This is a genomic window from Ruegeria sp. BG7 (assembly GCF_056535685.1).
In genome coordinates this window covers 3215290-3239822 of record NZ_JBQFIU010000001.1, presented here as the reverse complement: position 1 = coordinate 3239822, position 24533 = coordinate 3215290, and the positions used below count along the sequence as shown (strand labels likewise).

Below are 24533 nucleotides of genomic sequence, written 5' to 3'. Positions count from 1 at the left end.
ATGTCGAATCTCGAAAAACTTCCCGTCACCGTGATCACCGGCTTTCTGGGCTCGGGCAAAACCACGCTGGTCAAACACCTGATGCAGAACCCGCAGGGCAAACGTCTGGCTGTTGTCGTCAACGAGTTTGGCGATGTGGGCGTGGATGGCGATATCCTGAAATCCTGCGCCATCCCGGATTGCCCTGCGGAAAACATCATGGAGCTGGCAAACGGCTGCATCTGCTGCACCGTCGCGGATGACTTCATCCCGACCATCGAGGCGCTGATGGCGCTGGAACCGCGCCCCGAGCATATCCTGATCGAAACCTCTGGCCTCGCCCTGCCCAAGCCGCTGCTGAAAGCGTTCGACTGGCCGGATATCCGCTCAAAGATCACTGTCGATGGCGTGATCGCTCTGGCCGATGCCGAGGCCGTCGCCGCCGGTCGCTTTGCCCCGAATGTCGAAGCTGTCGATGCCCAGCGCCTCGCCGACGACTCGATCGATCACGAAACGCCCCTGTCCGAGGTGTTTGAGGATCAGATCTCTTGCGCCGACATCATCCTGTTGACCAAGCCTGATCTTGCAGGGCCCGAAGGTGTGGCCAAGGCCAAAGAAGTGATCGCCGCCGAAGCCCCTCGCCCCCTGCCTGTTGTCGAAGTCGCCGAGGGCGTCGTGGATGTCCGCGTTGTACTGGGACTGGAAGCTGCAGCCGAGGACGACATGGATGCGCGTCCGTCGCATCACGACGGTCACCACGATCACGAACATGACGACTTCGAAAGCATCATCGTCGAGTTGCCGGAACAAACCGATCCAGCCGATCTGGTCGCCAAGATCGAACGTCTGGCGACCGAGCTGAACATCCTGCGGGTCAAAGGTTATGCGGCAGTAAAGGGCAAACCCATGCGCCTGCTGGTTCAGGCCGTGGGCGCGCGCGTCCGTCATCAATATGACCGCCCATGGGAACCAGGCGAAGAGCGCCGTTCGCGTCTGGTCGTTATCGCCGAGCATGACGACATCAAAGAGGCCGAAATCCACGCGATCCTCGCGGGCGTCACCGAGGCTGCCGAGTAAACCATGCACGTCGTCTTCCGCGAAAGCCACGGGCTCGAGGAAACCGAGACCCCAACCGATCTGGGCCAAAGCCCGGCGGATCTGGTTGTTTTGTCCTTCTCGGACAGCGACCTCGGCGCTTTCGCGGCGGGCTGGCATCGTGGCGGCGGAACCGAGGGTCGAATGCCAACGCTTCGACTGGCCAATTTGACCGCCCTCAAACACCCTCTGTCCGTCGACACTTATGTCGAGCAGACGTTGGACGGCGCCAAGGGCATTCTGATCCGCCTGATTGGCGGCGTGCCTTACTGGTCCTACGGCTTGCAACAGGTTCTGGCGCTGGCGCAGGCCAAGGGTATCGCGCTTGCCGTTCTGCCCGCGGATGGGCGCGAAGATACGCGGCTGGATGACTATTCCACCCTGCCCGTTTCAACGCTGCGCCGTCTGGCCCATCTGTGCGACACAGGTGGAGAGGTCGCAGCGCAAGCCGCATTGGCCCAGATGGCCTTGGCAGCAGGGCTTTATGCCGGGCCGGTGATGGGCGCAAAGACTCTGCCTGAATGCGGCGCATGGTGCCCGGATCGTGGTGTAATCCCAACGGATACCGCGTTCGAAGGCGACGCAAAACGTATCGTCGTCACGTTTTACCGCGCATATCTGACGTCGGCCGACACTGCCCCAGTCGCAGCTCTGATCCGCAGTTTGCGTGCGCGCGGATTTGCGGCAGTGGGCCTGTTCGCGCCTTCGCTCAAAGCGCCAACTGCTGCCGATTGGTTGCGCGAGACGCTTGGGGCGTTGACCCCCGCTGCCATCATCAACGCAACGTCCTTTTCGGGCAAAGGCGCGTCGGGCACGTCTCCGCTGGATGCCGCCAATGTGCCGGTGTTTCAGGTCGCTCTGGCCACCTCGCGCCGCAAAGCCTGGGCTGAGGCGGAACGCGGTCTCTCACCTGCCGACCTTGCCATGCATGTTGTCTTGCCCGAGGTAGACGGGCGGATTTCGGCGGGCATCGCTTCATTCAAGGAACCGGGTAAACGCGATCCTCATCTGGAATACTCCCGCTTTGCCCACCGGGCCGAGGCCGAACGGATCGAAGCCATTATCGATCGGGTGTCAGGTTGGCTGCGCCTGAACGACAAACCGAAGGCGGATCAGATCCCAGCGTTAGTGCTGTCGACCTATCCCGGCAAAGACTGGCAGATGGCCCAAGCGGTGGGCCTGGACGCGCTGGCATCTGCCGAGGCGATGCTGTCCGATCTCCAGAACGAAGGCTATGACACCACGCCAGAAGAGCCGATTGCTGAAACACTGTTGGACGCCCGCATTTCTTGGCCGCTGGAAGAATATTTGCACGCGCTGACCGATCTGCCCGAGCAATTGCAAGCCGACCTTCAAACGGTTTGGGGCAAATGCGAAGACGATCCGGCCTTTGCAGTAGGCGCGTTCCACTTCACAGCACTGCGCCGTGGTCAAGCTCTGGTCGCGTTGCAACCCGAACGCGGTACACCGGAACTGCGCGATGACGATTATCACGACTTGTCGCGCACGCCCCGTCACAGCTATGTCGCCTTTTATCTGTGGTTGCGCAAAGGTCTTGGTGCGGACGCGCTGATCCATATCGGTGCGCATGGCACTCTGGAATGGTTGCCGGGTAAATCTGTGGCCCTGTCTGCCGATTGCTGGCCCGAAGCGCTAATCCGCGACCTGCCAGTGATCTACCCCTTTATCGTCAACGACCCCGGCGAAGCCGCGCAGGCCAAGCGTCGGATCGGGGCCGTCACCCTGGGCCATATCCCACCACCGATGAAGGAAAGCGGGACACCGGACAGAATGGTGCGGTTGGAATCGCTGCTGGATGAGTTCTCGAACGCAGACGGGTTAGACCCCAAGCGCCGCGACCGTTTGCAAGAAGATATCCGTGACGAAGCGCAGGCCATCGGGCTGGAAAACGATCTTGGCCTCGATCAAGCCACCTGCGCAGCCGAGGCGATCACCCGGATCGACCGCTTTGTCTGTGACATCAAGGAAAGCCAATTCGGCGACGGGCTACATATCTTTGGTCGCATGCCCGAAGTGACAGGCAATTTCGACCCAACGGCTTCGGCCCATGCCGAACGAAGTGCTCTGATCGACGCGCTCGCGGGCAAACGGATCGAGGCTGGTCCATCCGGCTCTCCCTATCGTGGGCGGTCGGACGTGCTGCCGACCGGGCGAAACCTTTATACAACCGACCCACGCTCGGTCCCGACCCGCGCAGCATATGCGCAGGGCGTCAAACTGGCTGAAGAACTTGTGCGCCGCCATCTGCAGGAAGAAGGCGATTACCCCAAAGGGCTGATTGTAGACCTGTGGGGCTCGGCCACCATGCGCACCGCGGGTGAAGAATTTGCCATGGCGCTGCATCTACTGGGCGTCAAACCCGTTTGGGACAAGGGTTCCGAACGGGTGTCGGGCGTCGAAGTCCTGCCGATTACCGATCTCAGCCGCCCGCGTCTGGACGTCACCCTGCGCGTGTCGGGCCTGTTCCGGGATGTGTTCCCGACCCTTTCGGCGCTATACGGCCAAGCCGTTCGTGCTCTGTCTGCGCGTGACGAAGCCCCGGACTGGAACCCCTATGCAGGCCTGCCCCCTACCGCCCGCGTCTACGGCCCGGCGCCCGGGAGTTATGGCGTCAACATGACCCAATTGTCCGAAGTCTACACCGACGAAGCGCGCGCCCAGGCGGGTGAGGCTTGGCTGGAAGCCAGTTCTTTCGCGCTGGAAGGCGAACACATCGCGCAGGACAAAGACGGCATCACCCAGCGCGTGGCCAATGCTGACAGCTTTGTTCACCTGCAGGATCTGACCGAAACCGATCTGCTGCTGGCCAATGACTATGCCACGCATGAGGCCGGATTTGCGGCAGCCAAGAAAATCACCGGAGGTAGCGTGCAGCTTTACCATCTGGACAACACAAACCCCGAAACCCCCCGCGCCCGAACCCTGCCGGAAGAGATCAGCCGTGTCGTTCACGCCCGCGCCGCAAATCCCAACTGGATCGCAGGGATGCAGCGGCATGGCTTCCGGGGCGCGGCTGAAATCGCGGCGACGCTTGATCACATGGCATCCTTCGCCCATCTGTCCGGGACGGTCGCACCACATCTGTTCGATCTTTACCACGATGCCACTTTGGGCAACGAAGAAGTGGACACCTTCCTGCAAGAGGCCAATCCCCTGGCCCATCAAGCAATGCAGGACCGGTTCCGCGCGTTGCTTGAGGCCGGGCTTTGGAACACCCGTCGAAACTCGATCCGGGCGGATCTGGAGGGCCTGACATGAGCGCTCCTATCGTGCAGGGTTGGTGCCCCGGTGCCCATCGTCCAATGATGTCCGGCGACGGGTTGGTCGTGCGGGTCCGGCCCCGGCTGGCGCGTCTGACAGCGGATCAGGCATTGGGTCTGTGCGACCTTGCAGATCGGTTTGGCAACGGGTCGATCGACTTGACCAACCGTGCCAATCTGCAATTGCGGGGCGTGGAGGACTATGACCATCAGCCGCTGCTTAAGGAGGTTGCAGCGCTGAACCTTCTGGATGCGGAACCCGGCATCGAGGTGCGACGCAATATTCTGGTCACACCGCTGTATCAGGCCGGTGATTTGACTGCGCGCCTCACCCAGGAACTGATCGACCGGTTGGCAGAGTTGCCTGCCCTGCCCGCCAAGTTCGGTTTTGCCATCGACACCGGACCCGCGCGGCTTTTGAACGCGGATTCAGCGGATATTCGTCTGGAAACAGGCGTTGACGGCCTAATCCTGCGCGCCGATGGCTGCGAAACCGGGCGGCCCGTGACCGAGGCCGACGCCATTGATCATGCGATCGCGTTAGCCATGTGGTTTTCAAAGACATACACGTCCGAAACTCGCCGCATGGCGCGGGTCATCGACTCGTTGCCGCAGGAATGGCAAGGGCATGCGCCGGGTCCCGTCGGCTCAAAACTGCAACCTGGCCCATGTGATCTGGGCGCGCTGTACGGCGCAGCTTTTGGATCGCTGCCTGCGCGCAAACTTTATGATCTGATTGACGACAGCGGCGCGGCTGCCCTGCGTGTCACGCCGTGGCGGCTGATCCTGCTGGAAGGCGGGGCGGCGATACCCGCAACAGAGTTTGTCACGGACGCCTCTGACCCGCTGATGACCACCGACGCCTGCCCCGGCGCACCGTTCTGCCCGCAGGCGCAGGTGGAAACCCGCGACATCGCCCGTGCCTTGGCTGCGCGCATACCCGGACGCCTGCATGTCTCGGGCTGTGCCAAGGGCTGTGCCCGGATGGGGCCTGCCGACATCACATTGGTGGGCGCAAACGGACGATTTGATCTTGTAAAACAGGGCCGCGCAGGGGATGAGCCCTGCCAGCGCGGGCTCGACCCCGAAACACTCATGACTATGGACTTCACCTGATGCCCTACACATACGAAACCGATGGCGCGGCGATCTACAAGGAAAGCTTTGCCACCATCCGGTCCGAGGCTGATCTGGCCCGTTTTGATGCCGATGAAGAGCAGGTCGCCGTCCGGATGATCCACGCCGCGGGCATGGTCGGGCTGGAAGAGTTCGTCCATTTCTCGCCTGGTTTTGTGACGGCTGCCCGCACGGCCTTGGAAAACGGTGCACCGATCCTGTGTGATGCGCGTATGGTCAGCGAAGGTGTGACCCGCTTCCGGCTGCCCGCCGATAACGAAGTGATCTGCACCCTGCACGATGAACGCGTGCGCCCTTTGGCCGCCGAGATGAGCAACACCCGCTCTGCTGCTGCGCTGGAACTGTGGCGGCCGCATCTGGAAGGCGCGCTGGTCGCCATCGGCAACGCACCGACGGCCCTGTTTCACCTTCTGAACATGTTGGAAGACCCTGATTGCCCGCGCCCCGCCGCGATCATTGGCTGCCCCGTGGGCTTTGTCGGCGCGGTAGAATCCAAGGATGCCCTGTGGGAGGCACAACCGGTGCCGTCCTGCATTGTCAAAGGTCGTCTGGGCGGCAGCGCCATCACCGTGGCAGCCGTCAACGCCATCGCAAGCCGGGCAGAATGAGCATGGGCACGATATATGGCGTGGGGCTTGGCCCCGGCGACCCGGACCTGATGAGCGTCCGGGCGGATCGCCTGTTGCGCAACGCCAAGCACGTGGCTTTCTTCCGTAAGCCAGGCCGCAGCGGTCAGGCCCGCAAGATCGTCAACGGAATGATCCCTGAAGGTGCGGTGGAATTTCCGATGGAATATCCCGTAACCACCGAGATCCCCGTCACGGACCCACGTTACAATGAATTGCTGGCCGCGTTCTACGAGGATTGCACTGCCCATCTGAAAACACTGTCCGAACAGGGCGAGGACGTTGTGGTTTTGTGCGAAGGCGATCCGTTCTTCTATGGCTCGTTCATGCATCTTTACAACCGGTTGCGCCATGAAGCTCCGGTGGAGGTTGTGCCTGCAATCACCGGCATGTCCGGTGCGTGGACCGCGACAGGTGACCCGATCACATGGGGTGATGACGTACTGACCGTGCTGGTTGGCACCTTGCCGGAAGACACTTTGGCCGAGCGTATGGCGCAGACCGATGCGCTGGTTGTGATGAAGATCGGGCGGAACATCGACAAGGTGAAGCGGGCCTTGAAAACCTCAGGTCTTTATGACCGGGCGTGGATCGTCGAATACGCGCAAATGCCGAACCAGACGGTGACAAAACTGTCGGAGGCTTGCGAAAAGATCACCCCGTATTTCTCGATCATCGTGGTGCATGGCCAGGGACGGCGGCCATGAGCGGTTGGGTCAAGATTGCAGGGTTGGGACCGGGTGATGAGGCACTGGTGACACCAGAAGTTACTGCGGCGCTGGAAGAGGCCACCGATGTGGTAGGTTACATCCCGTATGTGGCCCGTGTGGCCGAACGCCCCGGCCTGACCTTGCACGCAAGTGATAACCGGGTCGAAATCGACCGCTCTCAACATGCATTGCAAATGGCAGCTGAGGGCAAGAAAGTTGTTGTCGTATCCTCGGGCGACCCCGGTGTGTTTGCCATGGCCGCAGCCGTCTTTGAGGCGCTGGAGAGCGGCCCTGCAGAATGGCGCGATCTTCAGATCGATGTACTGCCGGGTATCACCGCGATGCTGGCCGCATCTGCGCGGGCGGGTGCGCCCATGGGGCATGATTTCTGCGCCATCAACCTCAGCGACAACTTGAAACCCTGGTCATTAATCGAAAAGCGGTTGCGTCTGGCGGCACAGGCCGATTTTTCGATGGCCTTCTACAACCCACGCTCAAAGTCTCGCCCGGAAGGGTTTGTAAAAACACTCGAAATCCTGCGCGACGAATGTGAGCCCGAGCGCCTGATTATGTTCGCTCGCGCGGTTTCGCGGGCGGACGAGGCGATCCGGATTTCGACGCTTGCCGAAGCCACACCCGAGATGGCGGATATGCAGACAGTGGTCATTGTGGGTTCGTCCCGCACCCGCGTGATCGAGCGCAAAGGCGCACCAATCGTGTACACCCCTCGCTTCACCCCTGATGAGGATCAGGGATGAGACAGCCAGTCCAAAACCTGAGCGACAGTCGTAAGCTCGGTCCGTTGTGGCAGAACCGGGCGGTCGATCATCAGCACAGGCAGGCCCAATGCGCGCGCCGCGTCCAGCTTGGCCCGCGCACCGGTGCCTCCTGCGTTCTTGGAGACAACAAGCTGCGTCCCATGGCGCTGCATCAGCTCGCGATCGTCGGCTTCGGTAAAGGGCCCTCTGGCAACGACAACTTCGGCATTCGGCAAGGGCAAGCTGTCGGTGTCATCCACCAGACGCAGCAGATAAATGTGCTGGGGCTGGGCTGCAAAATCCTCAAGATGCATACGGCCAACGGCCAGGAAAACCCGCTGTGCGTCCCCGGACAGTGCATCGACAGCCGCCGCGATGTCAGGGACGTGATGCCAGTTATCGCCGGTCTGCGGCGTCCACGCCGCGCGGGTCAGCGCGGCCAGGGGCGTCTGCGTTGCCCGACACGCCTCGATCGCATTCCGGCTCATCTGGGCCGCAAACGGATGGGTTGCGTCCACGACATGAGTGATGGCGTTGTCGCGGATGTAATCTGCCAGACCTTCCGACCCGCCGTAACCGCCAACACGTACTGGCAAAGGCTGCGGGCGTGGCGCTTCCACTCGTCCCGCGTAGGAATAGACGGCCGTAATCCGTTGTTCCGAAAAGGTTTTAGCCAAGGCGTTGGCCTCGGTCGTGCCGCCAAGGATCAGCACATCGGGGATCAGGAGGTTGGTCATGTCTGATGCTCCGTGGCTGACAGTTCTGGGGCTGGGCGAAGATGGGCTTGATGGCCTGTCGCCAACAAGCCGTCAAGTGCTGGACCGGGCCGAAGTGATCATGGGGCCACCACGCCACCTGTCACTGCTGCCCGAAACCGGGGCGGAACGCATTGAATGGCCGGTGCCCTTCTCGGATGGTTTGCCGATCCTGCAAGGGCTGCGCGGAAAGCAAACTGTAGTTCTGGCCTCGGGCGATCCGTTCTGGTTTGGCGCGGGGTCTGTCATTGCGCGCAACTTCGATGCCGGTGAATGGACCGCCCTGCCCGGCCAATCCACCTTTTCGCTGGCCGCTGCCCGGCTCGGCTGGCCCTTGGAAAGCACTTTGACCTTTGGCCTGCACGCCGCGCCGCTGACCCGGCTGCGCCCCCATCTGGCCCCGGGTCTGCGCGCGATTCTGTTGTTGCGCGACGGAAAGGCTGTGGCGGAACTGGCAACATACCTGACTGAAACCGGTTTTGCAGATTCTTCCCTGCACGTGATGCAGGCTTTGGGCGGCCCGCGCGAAAACTCTCAAACCGTCACTCTGACCGAGGCCCTTCTTGGCACGTTCGACCACCCCGTCTGCGTTGGCCTGGACGTCACCGGCGCAGGTCCTGCGCTGTCCAAAGCGTCTGGCAAACCCGATGACATCTTTGAAACCGACGGGCAGATCACCAAACGTCCCATCCGAGCGCTGACCCTCTCAGCGCTTGCCCCGCAACGGGGCGAACATCTGTGGGATATCGGTGGCGGCACAGGTTCAATAAGCATCGAATGGCTGATGTGTGATCCGACCCTTTCCGCGACGTGTATTGAGCCCCGTGCCGACCGGGCTGAGCGAATCCGCCGAAATGCAGATACGTTGGGGCAAGATCGATTGAATGTAGTACACGGAACCGCACCAAAAGCGCTGTCCGGTGTCGACCTGCCGGATGTCGTTTTCATCGGCGGAGGATTGAGCGCCAATCTGCTGGCGTGGCTGCGCGATGCGCTTCCCAAAGGCACGCGCCTTGTAGCCAACGCTGTCACATTGGAAAGCGAGGCCCTGCTGGCACGTTGGCACGAAGACTTGGGCGGTGACCTGCTTCGGATAGAACTGGCACATTCCGCCCCGCTGGGACAGAGGCGCGGCTGGAAATCCGCCTATCCGGTGGTGCAGTGGAGCGTAACGCTATGATCGTTGCTGGCCTCGGTTTCTCCTCTGCTGCAACAGAAGATAGCTTGCGTGAAGCATTTAACGCGGCGACTGCGAACCATGATGTGGCAGCCTTGGCGACTGTAACCGACAAGGAAGGCCATTCAGCACTGACATCTTTTGCAGAAGAGGTGTCTCTGCCCGTGCATTTCATTGCCGCAGCCGATTTGGCCGGGCAACGCACACTCACCTGCTCGACCCGCAGCCGTGCCACCTATGGCACCGGAAGCGTGGCCGAAGCATCCGCATTGGCCGCCGCCGAAAAGCTATTTGGCTTGGGCGCGCGGCTGCTCTCACCCAGACAGATTTCAGACGACCGGCTGGCGACCTGCGCCATAGCCATCGGAGGACAAACATGACCGTTCATTTCATCGGCGCCGGACCGGGCGCTGCCGACCTGTTGACGCTGCGCGGGCGCGATATCATCGCATCCTGCCCCGTGTGCCTTTATGCTGGTTCACTGGTGCCCGAAGAGATCCTGAGCCACTGTCCCGAGGGCGCAAAGATCATCAACACCGCGCCCATGGATCTGGATCAGATCATGGCCGAGATCGACGCGGCCCATAAAGTGGGTCAGGATGTGGCGCGCCTGCATTCGGGTGATCTGTCGGTCTGGTCGGCTATGGGTGAGCAAATCCGCCGCCTGAAAGAGATGGGCATCCCGGTCAGCGTCACACCGGGCGTGCCGTCGTTTGCCGCTGCCGCTGCTGCGCTGGGTACGGAGCTGACGTTGCCGGGTCTGGCGCAATCCGTGGTGCTGACCCGGACGCCGGGACGAGCATCCTCGATGCCCGAAGGCGAGACGCTGGAAAACTTCGCGCGCACAGGGGCGACGCTGGCCATTCACTTGTCGATCGGCAATCTGGACAAGGTGATCGCCGATCTGACACCAGCCTATGGAGCAGATTGCCCGGTAGCCGTAGTTTACCGCGCCAGCTGGCCGGACGAGCAGATCATTCGAGCCACGTTGGAAACACTCAAAGACGCGCTGGACGAGAAAATCTCACGCACTGCATTGATCATGGTCGGCCCGGCGCTGGCGGGCGAAGGCTTTGACGAAAGCTGCCTGTATTCCAAGACCTATGACCGCCGCTACCGCCCTCAAAGCGCGGATAGCCCGTGGTCCAGCTGGAGCCATGGCGATGACTAATCCCCCAGGCGTTCTGATCTCGGCCCCGTCGTCGGGCACCGGCAAGACAACGGTGATGCTGGGCCTGTTGCGGGCGCTGGCTGAGGATGGTCTGACCGTGCAACCGTTCAAAAGCGGGCCGGATTACATTGATCCTGCGTTCCATCGGGCGGCAGCGGGCCGTGCCTCGTTCAACCTGGACAGCTGGGCGATGGGCGATCCTTTGCTGAGCGCGATTTCAGCGCAGGCCGAGGGCGCGGATATCGTTGTGGCCGAAGGTTCGATGGGGCTGTTCGATGGTGTCGCCAAACCCGGAGAACTGGGCCACGGGTCAAGTGCTGAAACCGCTGCGCGCATGGGGTGGCCTGTGGTTCTGGTTCTGGACGTCGGCGGTCAAGCGCAATCGGCGGCAGCCACGGCGTTGGGGTTCAAGATGTACAACCCCGATCTGCCCTTTGCCGGAGTGATCCTGAACCGCTGCGCCAGCCCCCGGCACGAGCGTTTGACCCGACTGGGCATGGAACGCGCAGGATTGCCGGTGCTGGGCGTGTTGCCGCGCCGGGGTGACCTGACCCTACCCGAACGGCATTTGGGTCTGATCCAGGCCGTTGAGCATCCGGATCTGGAAAGCGCAATCGTTGGCTATGCGGCGTTTCTGCGCGAACATGTTGATCTTGAGGCGATCAAGCGGGCGGCTTCCACAGGCCCCGGCGGGCCATCGTCAGCCGCGCTGCCGCGCCCTCCTGCTCAGCGGATTGCTCTGGCTCGGGATGCGGCCTTTTCGTTCACCTATCCGCACCTGCTGGAAGGCTGGCGCGCGGCTGGGGCCGAAATCCTGCCTTTCTCGCCACTGGCAAATGAAGCCCCGGCGACGAATGCCGATCTGATTTGGCTGCCCGGTGGATACCCTGAGTTGCACGCCGGAACGCTGGCGGCAGCGAACACATTCCTGACGGGTCTGCGCAAACATGCCGAGACCAAGCCGGTTCATGGGGAATGCGGGGGCTATATGGCGCTTGGGACAGCGCTGATCGACAAGGATGGCGCACGGCATGAAATGGCGGGTTTGCTGGGACTGGTGACGTCGTATCAAAAGCGCAAGTTCAACCTTGGTTACCGCAAGGCTGAATTGCTGGCACAGATGCCCGGTTTTGCTGAAGGCGCTGCACTGCGCGGGCACGAATTCCACTATTCTTCGATTGTGGACCAACCTGATGCCCCGCTTGCGCGTGTGTTTGATGCCGAAGGCGCAGAAGGCCCGCAGACGGGCTCGGTGCGCGGCAACGTCACCGGCACTTTCTTTCACCTGATCGCAGAGGCCTCGGCATGAGCGGCTTTGTCTCTTTCATCGGCTCGGGCCCCGGTGATCCGGAACTGCTGACGCTGAAGGCCGTGGACCGGATGCAAAAAGCGGATGCCATTCTTTTCGACGATCTAAGCAGCGGGCCCATTTTGAGCCACGCGCGCGAGGATGCGGATCTTGTGGGTGTCGGCAAGCGGGCTGGTCGCCCCTCGCCCAAACAGGACCATGTCAGCCGGTTGTTGGTAGATTATGCCCAGACCGGCCAGCACGTTGTGCGGCTGAAGTCTGGCGATGGCGGCATGTTCGGACGTCTGGAAGAAGAGCTTGTGGCCCTGCGTGAAGCTGGAATCGCTTATGAAATCATTCCCGGCATCCCCTCTGCCATCGCAGCAGCAGCGGCGGCAGGCATTCCACTGACGCGCCGGTTGACCGCGCGGCGGGTGCAATTTGTCACCGGTCACGACGTCAGCGGTGAACTTCCGGACGATCTGAACCTGACTGCTTTGGCGGATTCTCAAGCGACCACCGTTGTGTTCATGGGCAAGCGCACCTTCCCGCTGCTGGTTGAAGCGTTGAACGCCCATGGCCTGCCACTGGACACTCCGGCGTTGATGGCTGAATCCGTGTCGACCCCGGATCAAAAGCTGCAGCGCGCTACCATCGGCGCGTTGGCGGATCAGTTGAAATCTGAGATTGGCAAAGCTCCGGCGTTGATCCTGTATGGCCCGCTGGCGGAGTTCGAAGATGATTGACTTGAGCCTGATCGGCATCGGCACGGGAAACCCCGATCATGTGACCTTTCAAGGGGCGCAGGCGATCCGGGCGGCGGATCTGATTCTGATCCCGCGAAAGGGAGAGAATAAAGCCGATCTGGCTGGGCTACGCGAGGAAATCATTGCAGAAGTCACCGATACCACGCCCCAGATCGCATATTTCGATATCCCGAAACGCCGCGCGGACGATGGCTATTTGCGCGGAGTTGACGAATGGCACGATGCCATTGCCCTGCGCTGGCAAGAGGCTATGGATACCCACCCAACGGCACAACATGTGGTCTTGCTGATTTGGGGGGACCCGTCGCTCTACGACAGCTCGCTGCGCATCGCTGCACGGCTGGACCCCAAACCCAACACGAAAGTGATCCCCGGCATTACTGCCTTGCAAGCGCTGACCGCGGCCCATGCGATCCCGATCAATGATCTGGGTGCGCCTTATGTCGTCACAACAGGCCGCCGCATTAGAGATGAAGGGTGGCCCGCAACCGGCTCAAAAGTAGCGGTTATGTTAGATGGAGAATGCTCGTTTCAATCCCTTGAGATGGCGGAATTCGACATCTGGTGGGGCGCGTATGTGGGTATGAAAGAAGAGCTGCTGATCAACGGTCCGCTGGATCTGGTCGCCCAACAGATCCTGGATACGCGTGCCAAAGCACGAGCAGATCATGGCTGGATCATGGACATCTATGTGCTGAAGAAGCGCAGTGTTTGACTGCACGCGATGAACACGCGTTTGTGACCGCGCAGCGCGCCTAAGTCTGGCACAAAAGTCTCAGCATTCTATCGGAGACGTGATCATGAAAGCCTTTATTCCCCTGCTCTGCCTGATCGCTTCGCCCGTCTGGTCGCAGGACGCGCCGGAAGGCTGGGCCGTCTACCCGACAGACAAACCCTATTCCGAGCTGGTTGACGACACCAAAGCCGCCATCAAGGAAAACGGGTTGATCGTCGTGACGCAGGCTGGCCCCACCAAGGCAGCGGCCGCGCGTGGTATCACCATTCCAGGCAACCGGGTGATCGGAGCTTTCAACAACGACTACGCGGTGCGGGTGCTTGAAACCTCAACCCATGCGATGATCGAAGCGCCCATCCGCTTTTATGTCACGGAAAACGAGGACGGCTCTGCCACTCTGTCCTACAAAACCCCCAGCTTTGTCTTTGCCCCTTACGCATCAGAAGGGGGGCAAGCATTGGCGGACATCGCCGCAGAACTTGACACAAAGTTTCAATCTGTCGCCCAAGACGCAGTCAAATAGTCACACTGGCGTGAACCGCCTTGCGTCCGGGGGCGTCCTCCGCAATCTGCTTTGAAACGGTTTTTTCGGAGCATGACTTATGCAGGACCCCTCGCCCCGCGCCGCGGATCTTCTGGCCCAACGCCTGTACGAAGCAGGGTGCCGCCACGCCTTTGGGATGCCGGGGGGCGAAGTTCTGACATTGGTCGACGCGCTGGAAAAGGCAGGTATCACCTTTCACCTGACCAAACACGAGAACTCCGCCGGTTTCATGGCTGAGGCCGTACATCACCGCGACGGCGCGCCTGCGATATTGGTGGCAACACTTGGCCCCGGCGCGATGAATGGCATCAACGTGGTGGCCAACGCATTGCAGGACCGTGTGCCGATGATCGTGCTGACAGGGTGTGTCGATGCGGATGAAGCGTTGACCTACACACATCAGGTCATGGATCACGCGCAGGTCTATCGCTCGATCACCAAGGGCACCTTCACACTGACGGCCAAAGGCGCGGATGTCATTGCGGACAAGGCGGTCTCGCTGGCGATGCAGCCGCGCCCCGGCCCGGTTCATATCGATGTTCCGATCTCAGTCGCCGACACGCCAGTGACCGGGGTGAAACGCCGCCGCTTGACCAAGATCGCGCCTGTCAGCCCCGGGGGCGAGTGTTTGGAAAAGGCCCGCCGCTGGGTGGCAGAGGCCGAACGTCCCATTGCCGTAGTCGGTCTGGATGTTCTGTATGACGACTCGCGCAGCGTCGTGCAGGCATTTTTGGAACATTTCGGCATCCCGTTTGTGACCACCTACAAAGCCAAAGGCGTGGTCCCTGAAGATCACCCCTTGTGTCTGGGCGGTGCCGGTCTGTCGCCGCTGGCGGACAAGCATCTGGTGCCTCTGATCGAACAGTCGGATCTGGTGCTGTGTTTGGGCTATGACCCAATCGAAATGCGCCCCGGCTGGCGCGAGATTTGGGACCCCGCAGACAAACGCGTTATCGATATCTCTGCCGTGGTCAATGATCACTACATGCATCAGGCGGGGCTGAATCTGGTGGCCGATACAGGCGAGACATTGGAAGCCATCGCCAAGGGCAATCCGGCGCGCGCCACGTGGCCGGACGGCGAGCCCGGGCAAGTCAAAGCCGCTTTGGCAAAGGCCTTCCCGAATGACGAAGATTGGGGACCGGCGGCGGTTATTGCTGAAACGCGGGCAGTATTGCCCCCTGAAACTCTGGCAACCGCAGATAGCGGAGCACATCGTATTTTGCTGAGTCAGATGTGGAATTGCAGCGAGGAGCGGGGACTTATCCAGTCTTCGGCGCTGTGCACCATGGGATGTGCGGTTCCAATGGCGATCGGCCTGAAACTGGCAGAGCCTCAGCGCCCGGTCATCAGCTTTTCAGGCGATGCCGGTTTTCTGATGGTGGCCGGGGAATTGTCGACCGCAGCCGAGATGGGCGGCAATCCGATCTTTTTGGTCTTTGTCGACGCAAGTCTTGCGCTGATCGAACTGAAACAGCGTCAAAGACAAATGGGAAACAAAGGCGTCGACTTTGGTCACCACGACTTCGCTGCCATGGGTCGGGCCTTTGGTGGACATAGCCATACCGTTCGAAACCGGACAGAATTGCGCGCAGCGTTGGAAGCTGCTGTAAAGGCAGACACTTTTACTGTCATCGCGGCAGAGATTGAGCGTGGAGGCTATGATGGCCGCATCTGAAGGCCCCTTGAAGGGCGTCAAAGTTCTGGATCTTAGCCGGATTCTAGCAGGACCCACATGCACGCAATTGTTGGGCGATCTGGGCGCAAGCGTTATCAAGATCGAAAACCCCGGCACAGGCGGCGACGACACAAGGCAATGGGGTCCGCCCTATGTGACAGATGCCGAGGGCAACCGCTCGGACCTGAGCGCCTATTTCATGTCCGCCAACCGCAACAAGAAATCCGTCGCGCTGGATATCGCTACCGCTGAGGGTCAGGCCGAAATCCGTCGGCTGGCCTCACACGCGGATATCCTGATCGAGAACTTCAAACCCGGCGGGTTGGCCAAATACGGCCTGGACTACGACACGTTGTCGAAAGAGTTTCCCGGATTGGTCTACTGCTCGATCTCGGGCTATGGACAAACCGGACCGAACGCCAGCAAACCCGGTTACGACCTGATGGCACAAGGCTACGGCGGGATCATGTCGCTGACTGGCGATCCAGAGGGCGCACCGATGAAGGTGGGCGTTGGTATCGCAGATGTAATGTGTGGCATGTATGCGAGTGTCGGGATTCTGGCCGCGCTGCGCCACCGAGACCTGACCGGTGAAGGTCAGCAGATCGATCTGGCGCTTGTTGACGCGCAGATTGCGTGGCTGATCAACGAAGGTGTTAACTACCTGACCTCGGGCAATGTTCCCCAGCGGCGCGGCAACGGACATCCAAATATCGTGCCCTATGAGGTTTATGAAACCGCAGACGGCCATGTGATTCTGGCCGTTGGGAATGACGGACAATTCAAAAAGTTCTGTAGCTTTTTAGGAAGATCCGAACTGGCCGAAGACCCTCGCTTTGCGACCAACCCATCGCGCCTTGAACATAGGGACGCGCTGAACGCCATCTTGCGACCCTCGATGCAGGCCCTGGACACAAAAGAGGTCATCTCGGGTCTTGAGGCTCTGAAAGTTCCGGTCGGCCCGGTGCAGACGCTTGATCAGGTTTTCAACACCGAACAAGTCGCCGCACGGCACATGAAGATCGACATGCAAGCCCAGCCGGGCCCTGTCAGTCTGATCGGAAATCCGCTCAATCTGTCACGCACGCCTGTAACATATCGCAGTGCGCCCCCGGTGTGTGGAGCGGATACTGAAGCAGTTCTGAGCGCCGAAAACCCGTTCGAGGATTGAAATACTTGCACATTTAGGCGGCAACTCGCTGAAACATGCTCTTGAATCGGCGGTTTTTTTCGCCTTTTTCGCACACGGCATTTCACCAATTCGAGAGCAGGGTCGATACTGTTACGTCCCTCTCTCACACTCTGTTACATCGAACAGAGTGAAGTACCGCAATCAGATTGGACCCAAGTATGAAACAAGATGTTTTTGGACAGATGAACACTCTGAGCCAGCCGGCTGCGGTCGACGCCTGGAATGGTGTTCTGCTTGGGTTCATGGCGCATGCTGCCGTCACGCCCCAACATCTGGGCAAAGCGCTTGAGCTTGAACCTGATTTTGCGCTGGGTCACGCAGTCAAAGGTCTGTTCATGGCGCTGCTGGGCAGACGCGAGATGATGGCTGTCGCGGTTGAAGCCCTGGCAGCGGCCAATACCGCGATGGAACGTCAGCCGATCTCAGCCCGCGAGCGCTTGTACGTGGACGCTTTGGCGCTGTTTTTGGCGGGACAACAAACGCAGGCGGTGCAGAAATTCGAAGCGGTCCTGCGTGATGATCCGCAGGACACGCTGGCGATGAAACTGAGCCATGCAACACGATTTGTTCTGGGCGATGCCGAAGGTATGCGCCGGTCGATCGAACGTGTGATGCCAGCCTACGAACCCGACCATCCGGGCCGTGGCTATCTGCTGGGCTGTCACTCTTTCGCGCTGGAGGAAACCGGCGCCTATGAAAAGGCCGAAATCGCAGGCCGTCAGGCGCTGTGGATGGTGTCGGACGACGCCTGGGGCCTGCACGCGGTGGCCCATGTTCATGAGATGACCGGCAACGCGCAGCTGGGTTTGGATTGGCTTGCAGGGCGCGAAGATGCCTGGGCGCACTGTAACAATTTCCGCTATCACGTCTGGTGGCACAAAGCCCTGATGCATCTGGATCTGGGTCAGGTTGATCAGGTGATGGAGCTGTATGACGCCCATATTCGCAAGGACAAGACCGACGATTACCGCGACATTTCGAACGCAACCTCGCTTCTGTCCCGGCTTGAGCTTGAGGGCGTGGATGTCGGCAACCGCTGGGAAGAACTGGCCGATCTGAGTGCTGCGCGCACCGAAGATGGCTGCCTGATCTTCGCGGACCTGCATTACCTGTTGGCTCTGACCGGCGACAATCGTGCCGATGCAACCTCCAAGATGCTGAGCCGCATGAACCGTGACGCAGCCCACGCAAAAGACGACACCACCCGCCGAATGGCTGATCCCGGTGTTGCCGCAGCCATGGGGTTGGAAGCCTTCGGAGACGGCCATTATGGCACCGCCTTCGATCACCTGCTGGCGGCGCGAGGATCGATGCAATTGGCCGGTGGCAGCCACGCGCAACGTGATGTATTTGAACGCATTACCATCGATTCCGGTCTGCGCGCCGGACGTCTGGACGCGGTCGAGCGTATTCTGGACGACCGTCGTGCCAAGCGTGCCGGAGGCGAAGACAATTATGCCATCGCACGCCGCGCCCTGATTGATGCGGCCCGCGATAGCGGCGACGTGCAAAGCGTCCCCGCCGAATAACAAGACGATCTAGAAGGACAGAAAACGTATGGCGACCATATCGCCCGCTTCTGATTTTGCACCAGCTGCGGCCCCTGCCGCGGCCCCTTCCCGTACGCGCGATCCGCGGTTGGACTTCTACCGTGGTATTGCGATGTTCATCATCCTCATCGCCCATATCCCAAACGATCCCTGGGCCAAATGGATTCCAGCGCGGTTCGGTTATTCCGACGCGACAGAAATTTTCGTGTTCTGTTCTGGCATGGCCTCTGCCATTGCTTTTGGCGGCGCGTTTTTGCGCAAGGGCTGGTGGATGGGAACAGCACGTGTGGCGTTCCGCATCTGGCAAGTTTACTGGGCGCATATCTGTCTGTTCTTCTTTGTGGCCATGACCATGGCTGCGCTGGACCAGTCCGGTGCGTTCGAGAAAACCTATATCTCGTCCCTGAACCTGCAGCATTTTTTCAACGATCCAGCCTCGCAGATGGTTGGGATTTTCACACTGACCTACGTGCCGAACTACTTTGACATCCTGCCGATGTATCTTGTGGTTCTGGCACTGATGCCGCTTTACATGGCGCTGTATCGGGTCAGCTTCTGGCTGATGGCAGCAGTATCGGTCAGCATCTGGTTTATTGCTCAGACCGGCGCATTGGCATTACCGGCCGAGCCATGGTCGGACCGTCAATGGTTCTTTAACCCGTTCGGTTGGCAATTGCTGTTCTTCACTGGGTTCGCCTTCATGCGCGGCTGGATTCCCGCCCCACCCGTTTCGAAAACCCTGATCTGGGTGGCAATTGCCTTTGTCGTCCTATCGGCTCCGTTCGGGTCGTGGAAGGTCTTTACCTGGATCAACACCGCCGCGCCCGATCTTGGTGCAGTAATTCGCAAGGGCTGGCCTCTGACTGAAGACCTGCGTGGAAAAACCGAATTTGGTCTGCTGCGCTACGTCCACTTCTTGTCGCTGGCTTATTTGGGTTGGGTTGCTGCGGGCGAGCATGGCCACCGCCTGATTGCTACGGGGCACAGTGTGGGCGCGCGTGTCTGGCAACTTCTGCTGGCGGTTATCACGAAGGTCGGCCAGCAATCCCTTGCAGTCTTTGTGTTTTCCATGGCCGCAGCCCGCCTGATCGGCGTTGCTCTGGACCAATCTGGGCGAGATGTTGCCAGTGTCTTTGTCGCCAACATGATTGGCTTTGCGATGATCATCGGCGTTGCCTATTTGGCAGCTTGGTTCAAGTCACAACCCTGGAAGACCAAGAAATGAACTTTACCCGTCGCGCATTCCTCGTTTCGACGACCGCTTTGGCTTTTGCCCCGTCCGCCTATGCGACGGGCGGCGAAGTACCTTTTGATCGTAACTATGTGATCGAGATGGCGCGTGATCTGGCCAGCCGTCCCTATGCGGAACGCGATATGGTTCCCCAGGAATGGCAGGATCTGACCTATCAGCAATACCGCTCGATCCGGTTCCGGCTGGACCGCGCGCTTTGGTACGAGACCGAAACCCCGTTCAACGTGGATTTCTTCACTCCTGGCTTGTACTTCCCCCGTACCGTAAAGGTCGAAACGGTTGAAAACGGCATGACCACGCCAGTCGCTTTCGACCTTGCGATGTTCGACAAGTCCGAAGATGTCCCGCAATTGCCCATCGACGATACGCTGGGTTTTTCTGGACTGCGCCTGCGGACCGAAATGCACCGCCCCGGCAAGACGGATGAATTCTGCGTCTGGCAAGGCGCAAGCTATTTCCGCGCCATTGGCTTGCACGAGGTATACGGCCTGTCCGCCCGAGGTCTGGCCCTGAAGACCGGCGATCCCGATGGCGAGGAATTCCCCGAGTTTATCCGCTTTTGGCTGGAGCGCCCCGAACCCGGCCAGCGCAATATGGTTGTGCATGCCTTGATGGACAGCCCCAGCGTGACCGGGGCCTATCGGTTCAACGTCACAGCAGGTGCAGATTGCGTCATGGATGTTGAGGCCACGCTGTTCCCGCGCGAAGAGCTGCCCCATGTCGGAATTGCGCCGGGCACGTCGATGTTCCTGTTCGACCAAACCAACCACAGCCGGTTCGACGATTTCCGCCCAGCTGTGCATGACAGTGACGGATTGCTGATCCGCAATGGCGCGGGTGAGGTATTGTGGCGGCCACTGGCCAACCCGACCCGCCTGCAGATTTCGTCTTTTGTTGATACAAACCCGCGCGGTTTTGGCCTGATGCAGCGCAAGCGCGAGTTTTCGGACTATGCCGATCTGGAAGCGAATTATCACAAGCGCCCCGGTTTATGGGTCGAACCCAATCAGGATTGGGGCAAAGGCACTGTGACGCTGGTGGAAATCCCCGCTGATCAGGAAATCTATGACAATATCGTCGCCTATTGGCGCCCGGCTGAGCCTTATGCGGCGGGCAGTCAGGTCGATATGTCCTATCGTCTGATCTGGGGTGAAGAACCTCAGCGCACGCCGATGCCGCGGGTCATCAACACCGCGATGGGGGACAACACGTTCGGCGAGGGCCGTCTGGCTGTCATTGACTTTGAAGCCAGTGAACTGTTCGAGGACATCGACGCGATCTCGATCTTTGTTGACTCGCCCCATGCCGAAACCTCGGAAGGTGTTCTGCAACGCAATCCCGATACCGGTGGCCTGCGTCTGGCCTTTTCGTTCCACCCCGGAGACCGCAACCATGTCGAGTTGCGCGCGCAGCTTCTGAAAGACAAACAGCCCGCCTCTGAGGTCTGGCTTTACCGTTGGACCACATGAGCCGCGATCTGCATATCATGCCGCCAGAAGCCCCTTTGGCGATGCCCGCGCAGAACTTCGGCGCGCGGTTCCGCGATGCGGATGCACCTTCCGGCAAGCGCGGCTCGTCGGCTGGGTTCTGGCGCGCACTGGCGTTTTCCCCGGCAATGGCGGCAACGCTGGTCCTGCTCTGGGTGATGAGCGATTGGTTCAGCGCTGAAGGCATCAACCTGATCGAAGCCATCCTGTTGGCGCTGATCTCGTTCAATTTCTTCTGGATCTCGTTTACGGTTTGCACGGTTCTTTTGGGTATGGTGTCCCTGTCGCGGCAGGATCGCCCTCAGAAAAGCCACAGCGCGCAGCCATTGCGCGTGGCCTTGCTGACCCCGGTTCACAACGAGGTGCCGTGGAACGTGCTGGGCAATGCCCGCACCATGCTGGAAGATTTGCAGACCCGTGGCGGACAGCACCACTATGCCATGTTCATCCTTTCCGATACACGGGACCCCGAAATAGCGGCGCAGGAACAGGCCAGTGTCGAGGCCCTGCGTACCACTTTGGCACCGGGGCTGGAATTGTACTATCGCCGCCGCGATCAAAACACCGATCGCAAGGTGGGAAATATCGCCGACTGGGTCAGCCGCTGGGGCGCGGATTGGGATGCGATGTTGGTGCTGGATGCCGACAGTTTGATGACCGGGCGCGCGATCTATCGACTGACCGATGCGCTCGCGCGTGATCCCAGCGCGGGTCTGATCCAAAGCTATCCGCAACTCATAGGCGCACAGTCCGTCTTTGCCCGGATGCAGCAATTCGCAAACGGCGTCTATGGCATCGCCTTTGCTGAAGGTCTGGCGCGTTGGTGCGGGCAAGAAGGCAATTATTGGGGCCATAACGCAATTATCCGCACCAAGGCTTTTGCCACCAGCGCCGGTCTGCCCAAGCTGCGGTCATTCAGCGGTCAGGACAAGCTGATCATGAGCCACGATTTTGTCGAGGCTGGATTGCTGCGCCGCGCCGGTTGGGCGGTGCGCTTTTTGCCACGCATTCGCGGATCATACGAAGAAACACCACCCACCCTCATCGATCATGCCATGCGGGACCGCCGCTGGTGTCAGGGCAATTTGCAACACCTGAAACTGCTTGGATCGACCGGGTTCCGTGCCGTATCGCGTTTTCACATGTTTCACGGTGCGGTTGGATACCTGATGTCACCTTTGTGGTTCGCCCTGCTGTTGATGTGGGCGTTGATTGGTCAGGGTCAGGACGCATCTGTCCTGCATTACTTCAGCCCTGACAATCCTTTGTTCCCGCAATGGCCCGAGATGTCGGAGACCCGGCACGTGCTGATCATTCTGGTCATGTACGCCATGTTGCTTGCGCCCAAGGTCCTTGGTGTTCTGGCCCTGCCGCTGAGCGGTGTGCGCTATTCCGACTTTGGCGGCGCGCGCAAGTTTCTGACGTCGTTCCTGGCCGAGGTTCTGCTGTCCATCCTCTATGCTCCGATCCTGATGGTGCAACAGATGATCGCAGTCTTCCGCACCGCCTTTGGCATCCAACGCGGCTGGTCTCCGCAAGCCCGTGATGGCGGCAGCTATGGGTTGGGCACTCTGGTTTTGTGCCATGCGCTGGAAACGATCAGTGGCATAGCGCTGAGCGTGGGTATCCTGTCCGGTCTGGTTTCGATCTGGCTGGCCCCGATTGCGATTAGCCTGGCACTTGCAATTCCGTTGTCGGCCCTCAGCGGTGTGTCAGCGGGCGCTGCACGCAGGATGGTCGGGATGCGTGAGGATTTCAGCGAGCCCGCTATCACGCGCTCGGCCCGCCGTTATCGCGATGAACTCAAGCGGCTGGTCGAAGGTAAAGGCAGCATGACCCCGGCGGAATGATCAACTGCCGGGTAACCCCTCGTACCAATCAACGATCATGTCTGCCCAACCGGCAGGTACATTGTGCCCCGCGGGGAACAGCGCAAACTCCAACGCGCTGCCTTCGGTGCAACCCGTCCAGCGACGGCGCATGAAGTCATCAGTCACCGTGAAACTGCTTGGTTTATGATCGACACAACCATTTGCTTCTCGCCAGATTTCAAGCCCGGCGAAAATGTCACCCTGCTGGAAACGCCCGCCACCCAACAAGCGACCTTCCAAGGGCACCACATTATCCGTCCAGCCATGGGTGTGGAACATGCGGATCGGACCCTCGCAAGCCTCGGGATGCGGACGCCAGAACCCGCCCGAGACGGGAACGTAGGCAGAAAACGTATCAGGGGCCTCACAGGCCAGATAGTTGACCATGAAGCCCCCTGCCGAAAATCCACCCAGCAGGACGCGGTCGGGATCGACGCCGAACCGGTCGGCGGCATCTTGCACAACCTCAGTCAGAAAGGCAGTTTCGTCCCGTTCGCCAAACCCGGGATAGAAATTCCAGCTTTTGGTGCCGCCCCGATCAGGTCGTTCCAGACCCTCAGGTGCCATAACCGCATAGCCACGTTCCAGCAAAGGTTCGACCATCGCGCGATTGCGCATCGTGCCCGATCCGCTGCCACCGTAGCCGTGCAGGAATAGAACCATCGGAGGATTATCCGCATCAGGCAATTCGAGGTGATAGGTGCCCATTGGCGTTTCGCATACAGCATCCTGACCGGCGCACCCGGCCAATGCCGCCTGCCCGGTTGCGGCAAGAAATGCCGTTAGACTGAGTGTTCGGATCATCCTGCATCCTCATTATATCGACGAACCGGCAGTCCGGCCCGAACCCAACCCGGCCCAGCCGCCGAGCCCAGCATGCCCTCGGGCACATCAATGATATTGGCGAAACCGGCCGCGATGAGCTGATTGCTCAATCGTGCCGAGCGTACACCACGCGCACAAATCAGCGCGACGGGTGCCGATTTGTTACCGTCAGTCAGTTGCGAGAGCGCTTCGATGAAATCTTCACGCCGCATATCAAGCGGAGTAGCACCCTCACCAACGCCCGAAGCGCGCCATTCGCGCGGCGTTCGAATATCGACAAGCAGGATGTGCCCTTCGCGGGCTTGTTCATGAGCTGCAGCTACACTGATCCGGCCACCGCCATGATCTTCCGGGATCAAGCGATATTCCCGGATCGCAAACCCGGCAGCGACCGCGGCACCACCGCCGATCAACACCCATCTGCGGGTTCGGTTCACTTGTTCGGCCACGCGATGCCTCCTGTTTGCTACCCGTTGATCTAGCACAGATGGAGGAAAACGGAGCCCACTAAACCCCTGAACAAGATCAAGATCGCGTCATTTTTTCGCAGAGCTGCAGTATAGTTGAGTGTTTCAGTAGAATTTTGTGAAGAAGTTACAATATCTGGACAGTCAAGAAAATATCCTTACAAAATTGGCTTCATCCTGACCGCTC

At 60.1% G+C, this 24533-nt stretch carries 22 protein-coding genes; 19 read left to right on the top strand and 3 right to left on the bottom strand.

Going from position 1 to position 24533, the window contains the following annotated elements:
• Genes cobW through cobJ form a run of 6 tightly spaced genes read left to right on the top strand, consistent with a single transcriptional unit; the run spans position 1 to position 7586 of the window.
• Positions 1 to 1056, top strand: coding sequence for a cobalamin biosynthesis protein CobW (gene cobW, locus ACR3EH_RS15995; RefSeq protein WP_171186129.1), 1056 nt, complete (start codon positions 1 to 3; stop codon positions 1054 to 1056).
• A 3-nt stretch (positions 1057 to 1059) separates the two neighbouring features.
• On the top strand, positions 1060 to 4353 hold the full coding sequence (cobN, locus tag ACR3EH_RS15990) for a cobaltochelatase subunit CobN (RefSeq protein WP_171186131.1): 3294 nt from the start codon (positions 1060 to 1062) through the stop codon (positions 4351 to 4353).
• Complete coding sequence (locus ACR3EH_RS15985; protein ID WP_171676140.1) at positions 4350 to 5471, top strand: cobalamin biosynthesis protein CobG; 1122 nt, start codon at positions 4350 to 4352, stop codon at positions 5469 to 5471. Before cobN ends, ACR3EH_RS15985 begins: the two co-directional genes overlap by 4 nt.
• Complete coding sequence (locus ACR3EH_RS15980) at positions 5471 to 6100, top strand: precorrin-8X methylmutase (RefSeq protein ID WP_171186135.1); 630 nt, start codon at positions 5471 to 5473, stop codon at positions 6098 to 6100. Before ACR3EH_RS15985 ends, ACR3EH_RS15980 begins: the two co-directional genes overlap by 1 nt.
• On the top strand, positions 6097 to 6825 hold the full coding sequence (locus ACR3EH_RS15975) for a precorrin-2 C(20)-methyltransferase (protein ID WP_171186137.1): 729 nt from the start codon (positions 6097 to 6099) through the stop codon (positions 6823 to 6825). Before ACR3EH_RS15980 ends, ACR3EH_RS15975 begins: the two co-directional genes overlap by 4 nt.
• On the top strand, positions 6822 to 7586 hold the full coding sequence (cobJ, locus tag ACR3EH_RS15970; protein WP_171186139.1) for a precorrin-3B C(17)-methyltransferase: 765 nt from the start codon (positions 6822 to 6824) through the stop codon (positions 7584 to 7586). Before ACR3EH_RS15975 ends, cobJ begins: the two co-directional genes overlap by 4 nt.
• Here cobJ and ACR3EH_RS15965 read toward each other — a convergent pair.
• On the bottom strand, positions 7577 to 8323 hold the full coding sequence (locus tag ACR3EH_RS15965; protein WP_171186140.1) for a cobalt-precorrin-6A reductase: 747 nt from the start codon (positions 8321 to 8323) through the stop codon (positions 7577 to 7579). The genes cobJ and ACR3EH_RS15965 overlap by 10 nt on opposite strands.
• On the opposite strand from ACR3EH_RS15965, the gene cbiE reads away from it, so the two are divergent.
• The 13 genes from cbiE to mdoH all read left to right on the top strand — a co-directional run bounded on the left by cbiE (position 8322) and on the right by mdoH (position 23033).
• Complete coding sequence (gene cbiE, locus ACR3EH_RS15960; protein ID WP_171186143.1) at positions 8322 to 9521, top strand: precorrin-6y C5,15-methyltransferase (decarboxylating) subunit CbiE; 1200 nt, start codon at positions 8322 to 8324, stop codon at positions 9519 to 9521. The two genes, ACR3EH_RS15965 and cbiE, sit on opposite strands and share 2 nt — an antisense overlap.
• Positions 9518 to 9898: a cobalamin biosynthesis protein gene (locus ACR3EH_RS15955; RefSeq protein ID WP_171091015.1), complete on the top strand. Its 381-nt coding sequence runs from the start codon at positions 9518 to 9520 to the stop codon at positions 9896 to 9898. The genes cbiE and ACR3EH_RS15955 overlap by 4 nt, the downstream gene beginning before the upstream one ends.
• A complete protein-coding gene (cobM, locus tag ACR3EH_RS15950; protein ID WP_171091017.1) occupies positions 9895 to 10689 on the top strand; it encodes a precorrin-4 C(11)-methyltransferase in 795 nt (264 codons plus the stop codon). The genes ACR3EH_RS15955 and cobM overlap by 4 nt, the downstream gene beginning before the upstream one ends.
• Complete coding sequence (locus ACR3EH_RS15945) at positions 10676 to 11998, top strand: cobyrinic acid a,c-diamide synthase CobB (RefSeq protein ID WP_171186145.1); 1323 nt, start codon at positions 10676 to 10678, stop codon at positions 11996 to 11998. The genes cobM and ACR3EH_RS15945 overlap by 14 nt, the downstream gene beginning before the upstream one ends.
• Positions 11995 to 12723, top strand: coding sequence for a uroporphyrinogen-III C-methyltransferase (gene cobA, locus ACR3EH_RS15940; protein WP_171186147.1), 729 nt, complete (start codon positions 11995 to 11997; stop codon positions 12721 to 12723). Before ACR3EH_RS15945 ends, cobA begins: the two co-directional genes overlap by 4 nt.
• Positions 12716 to 13459, top strand: coding sequence for a precorrin-6A synthase (deacetylating) (gene cobF / locus ACR3EH_RS15935; protein WP_171186149.1), 744 nt, complete (start codon positions 12716 to 12718; stop codon positions 13457 to 13459). Before cobA ends, cobF begins: the two co-directional genes overlap by 8 nt.
• An 85-nt stretch (positions 13460 to 13544) precedes the next feature.
• The gene (locus ACR3EH_RS15930) at positions 13545 to 14003 is read left to right on the top strand and encodes a DUF302 domain-containing protein (RefSeq protein WP_171186151.1); all 459 of its coding nucleotides are present in this window, start codon (positions 13545 to 13547) and stop codon (positions 14001 to 14003) included.
• 79 nt (positions 14004 to 14082) lie between these two features.
• Positions 14083 to 15702: a thiamine pyrophosphate-binding protein gene (locus ACR3EH_RS15925; protein ID WP_171186152.1), complete on the top strand. Its 1620-nt coding sequence runs from the start codon at positions 14083 to 14085 to the stop codon at positions 15700 to 15702.
• The gene (locus ACR3EH_RS15920; protein ID WP_171186154.1) at positions 15689 to 16873 is read left to right on the top strand and encodes a CaiB/BaiF CoA transferase family protein; all 1185 of its coding nucleotides are present in this window, start codon (positions 15689 to 15691) and stop codon (positions 16871 to 16873) included. The genes ACR3EH_RS15925 and ACR3EH_RS15920 overlap by 14 nt, the downstream gene beginning before the upstream one ends.
• Positions 16874 to 17052: 179 nt before the next feature.
• Positions 17053 to 18423 carry a tetratricopeptide repeat protein gene (locus ACR3EH_RS15915; protein ID WP_171186156.1) on the top strand — a complete coding sequence of 457 codons (1371 nt, stop codon included), beginning with the start codon at positions 17053 to 17055 and terminating at the stop codon, positions 18421 to 18423.
• 28 nt (positions 18424 to 18451) lie between these two features.
• Positions 18452 to 19669 carry an OpgC family protein gene (locus tag ACR3EH_RS15910; protein ID WP_171186158.1) on the top strand — a complete coding sequence of 406 codons (1218 nt, stop codon included), beginning with the start codon at positions 18452 to 18454 and terminating at the stop codon, positions 19667 to 19669.
• Entirely contained in the window at positions 19666 to 21165 is a 1500-nt protein-coding gene (locus ACR3EH_RS15905) for an OpgD/OpgG family glucan biosynthesis protein (RefSeq protein WP_171676142.1), read from the top strand. The genes ACR3EH_RS15910 and ACR3EH_RS15905 overlap by 4 nt, the downstream gene beginning before the upstream one ends.
• Positions 21162 to 23033, top strand: coding sequence for a glucans biosynthesis glucosyltransferase MdoH (gene mdoH / locus ACR3EH_RS15900; protein ID WP_171676144.1), 1872 nt, complete (start codon positions 21162 to 21164; stop codon positions 23031 to 23033). Before ACR3EH_RS15905 ends, mdoH begins: the two co-directional genes overlap by 4 nt.
• On the opposite strand, the gene ACR3EH_RS15895 is transcribed toward mdoH, so the two are convergent.
• Complete coding sequence (locus ACR3EH_RS15895) at positions 23034 to 23858, bottom strand: CE1 family esterase (RefSeq protein WP_171186164.1); 825 nt, start codon at positions 23856 to 23858, stop codon at positions 23034 to 23036.
• Entirely contained in the window at positions 23855 to 24328 is a 474-nt protein-coding gene (locus ACR3EH_RS15890; RefSeq protein ID WP_171186165.1) for a rhodanese-like domain-containing protein, read from the bottom strand. The genes ACR3EH_RS15895 and ACR3EH_RS15890 overlap by 4 nt, the downstream gene beginning before the upstream one ends.
• Positions 24329 to 24533 lie beyond the last annotated feature (205 nt).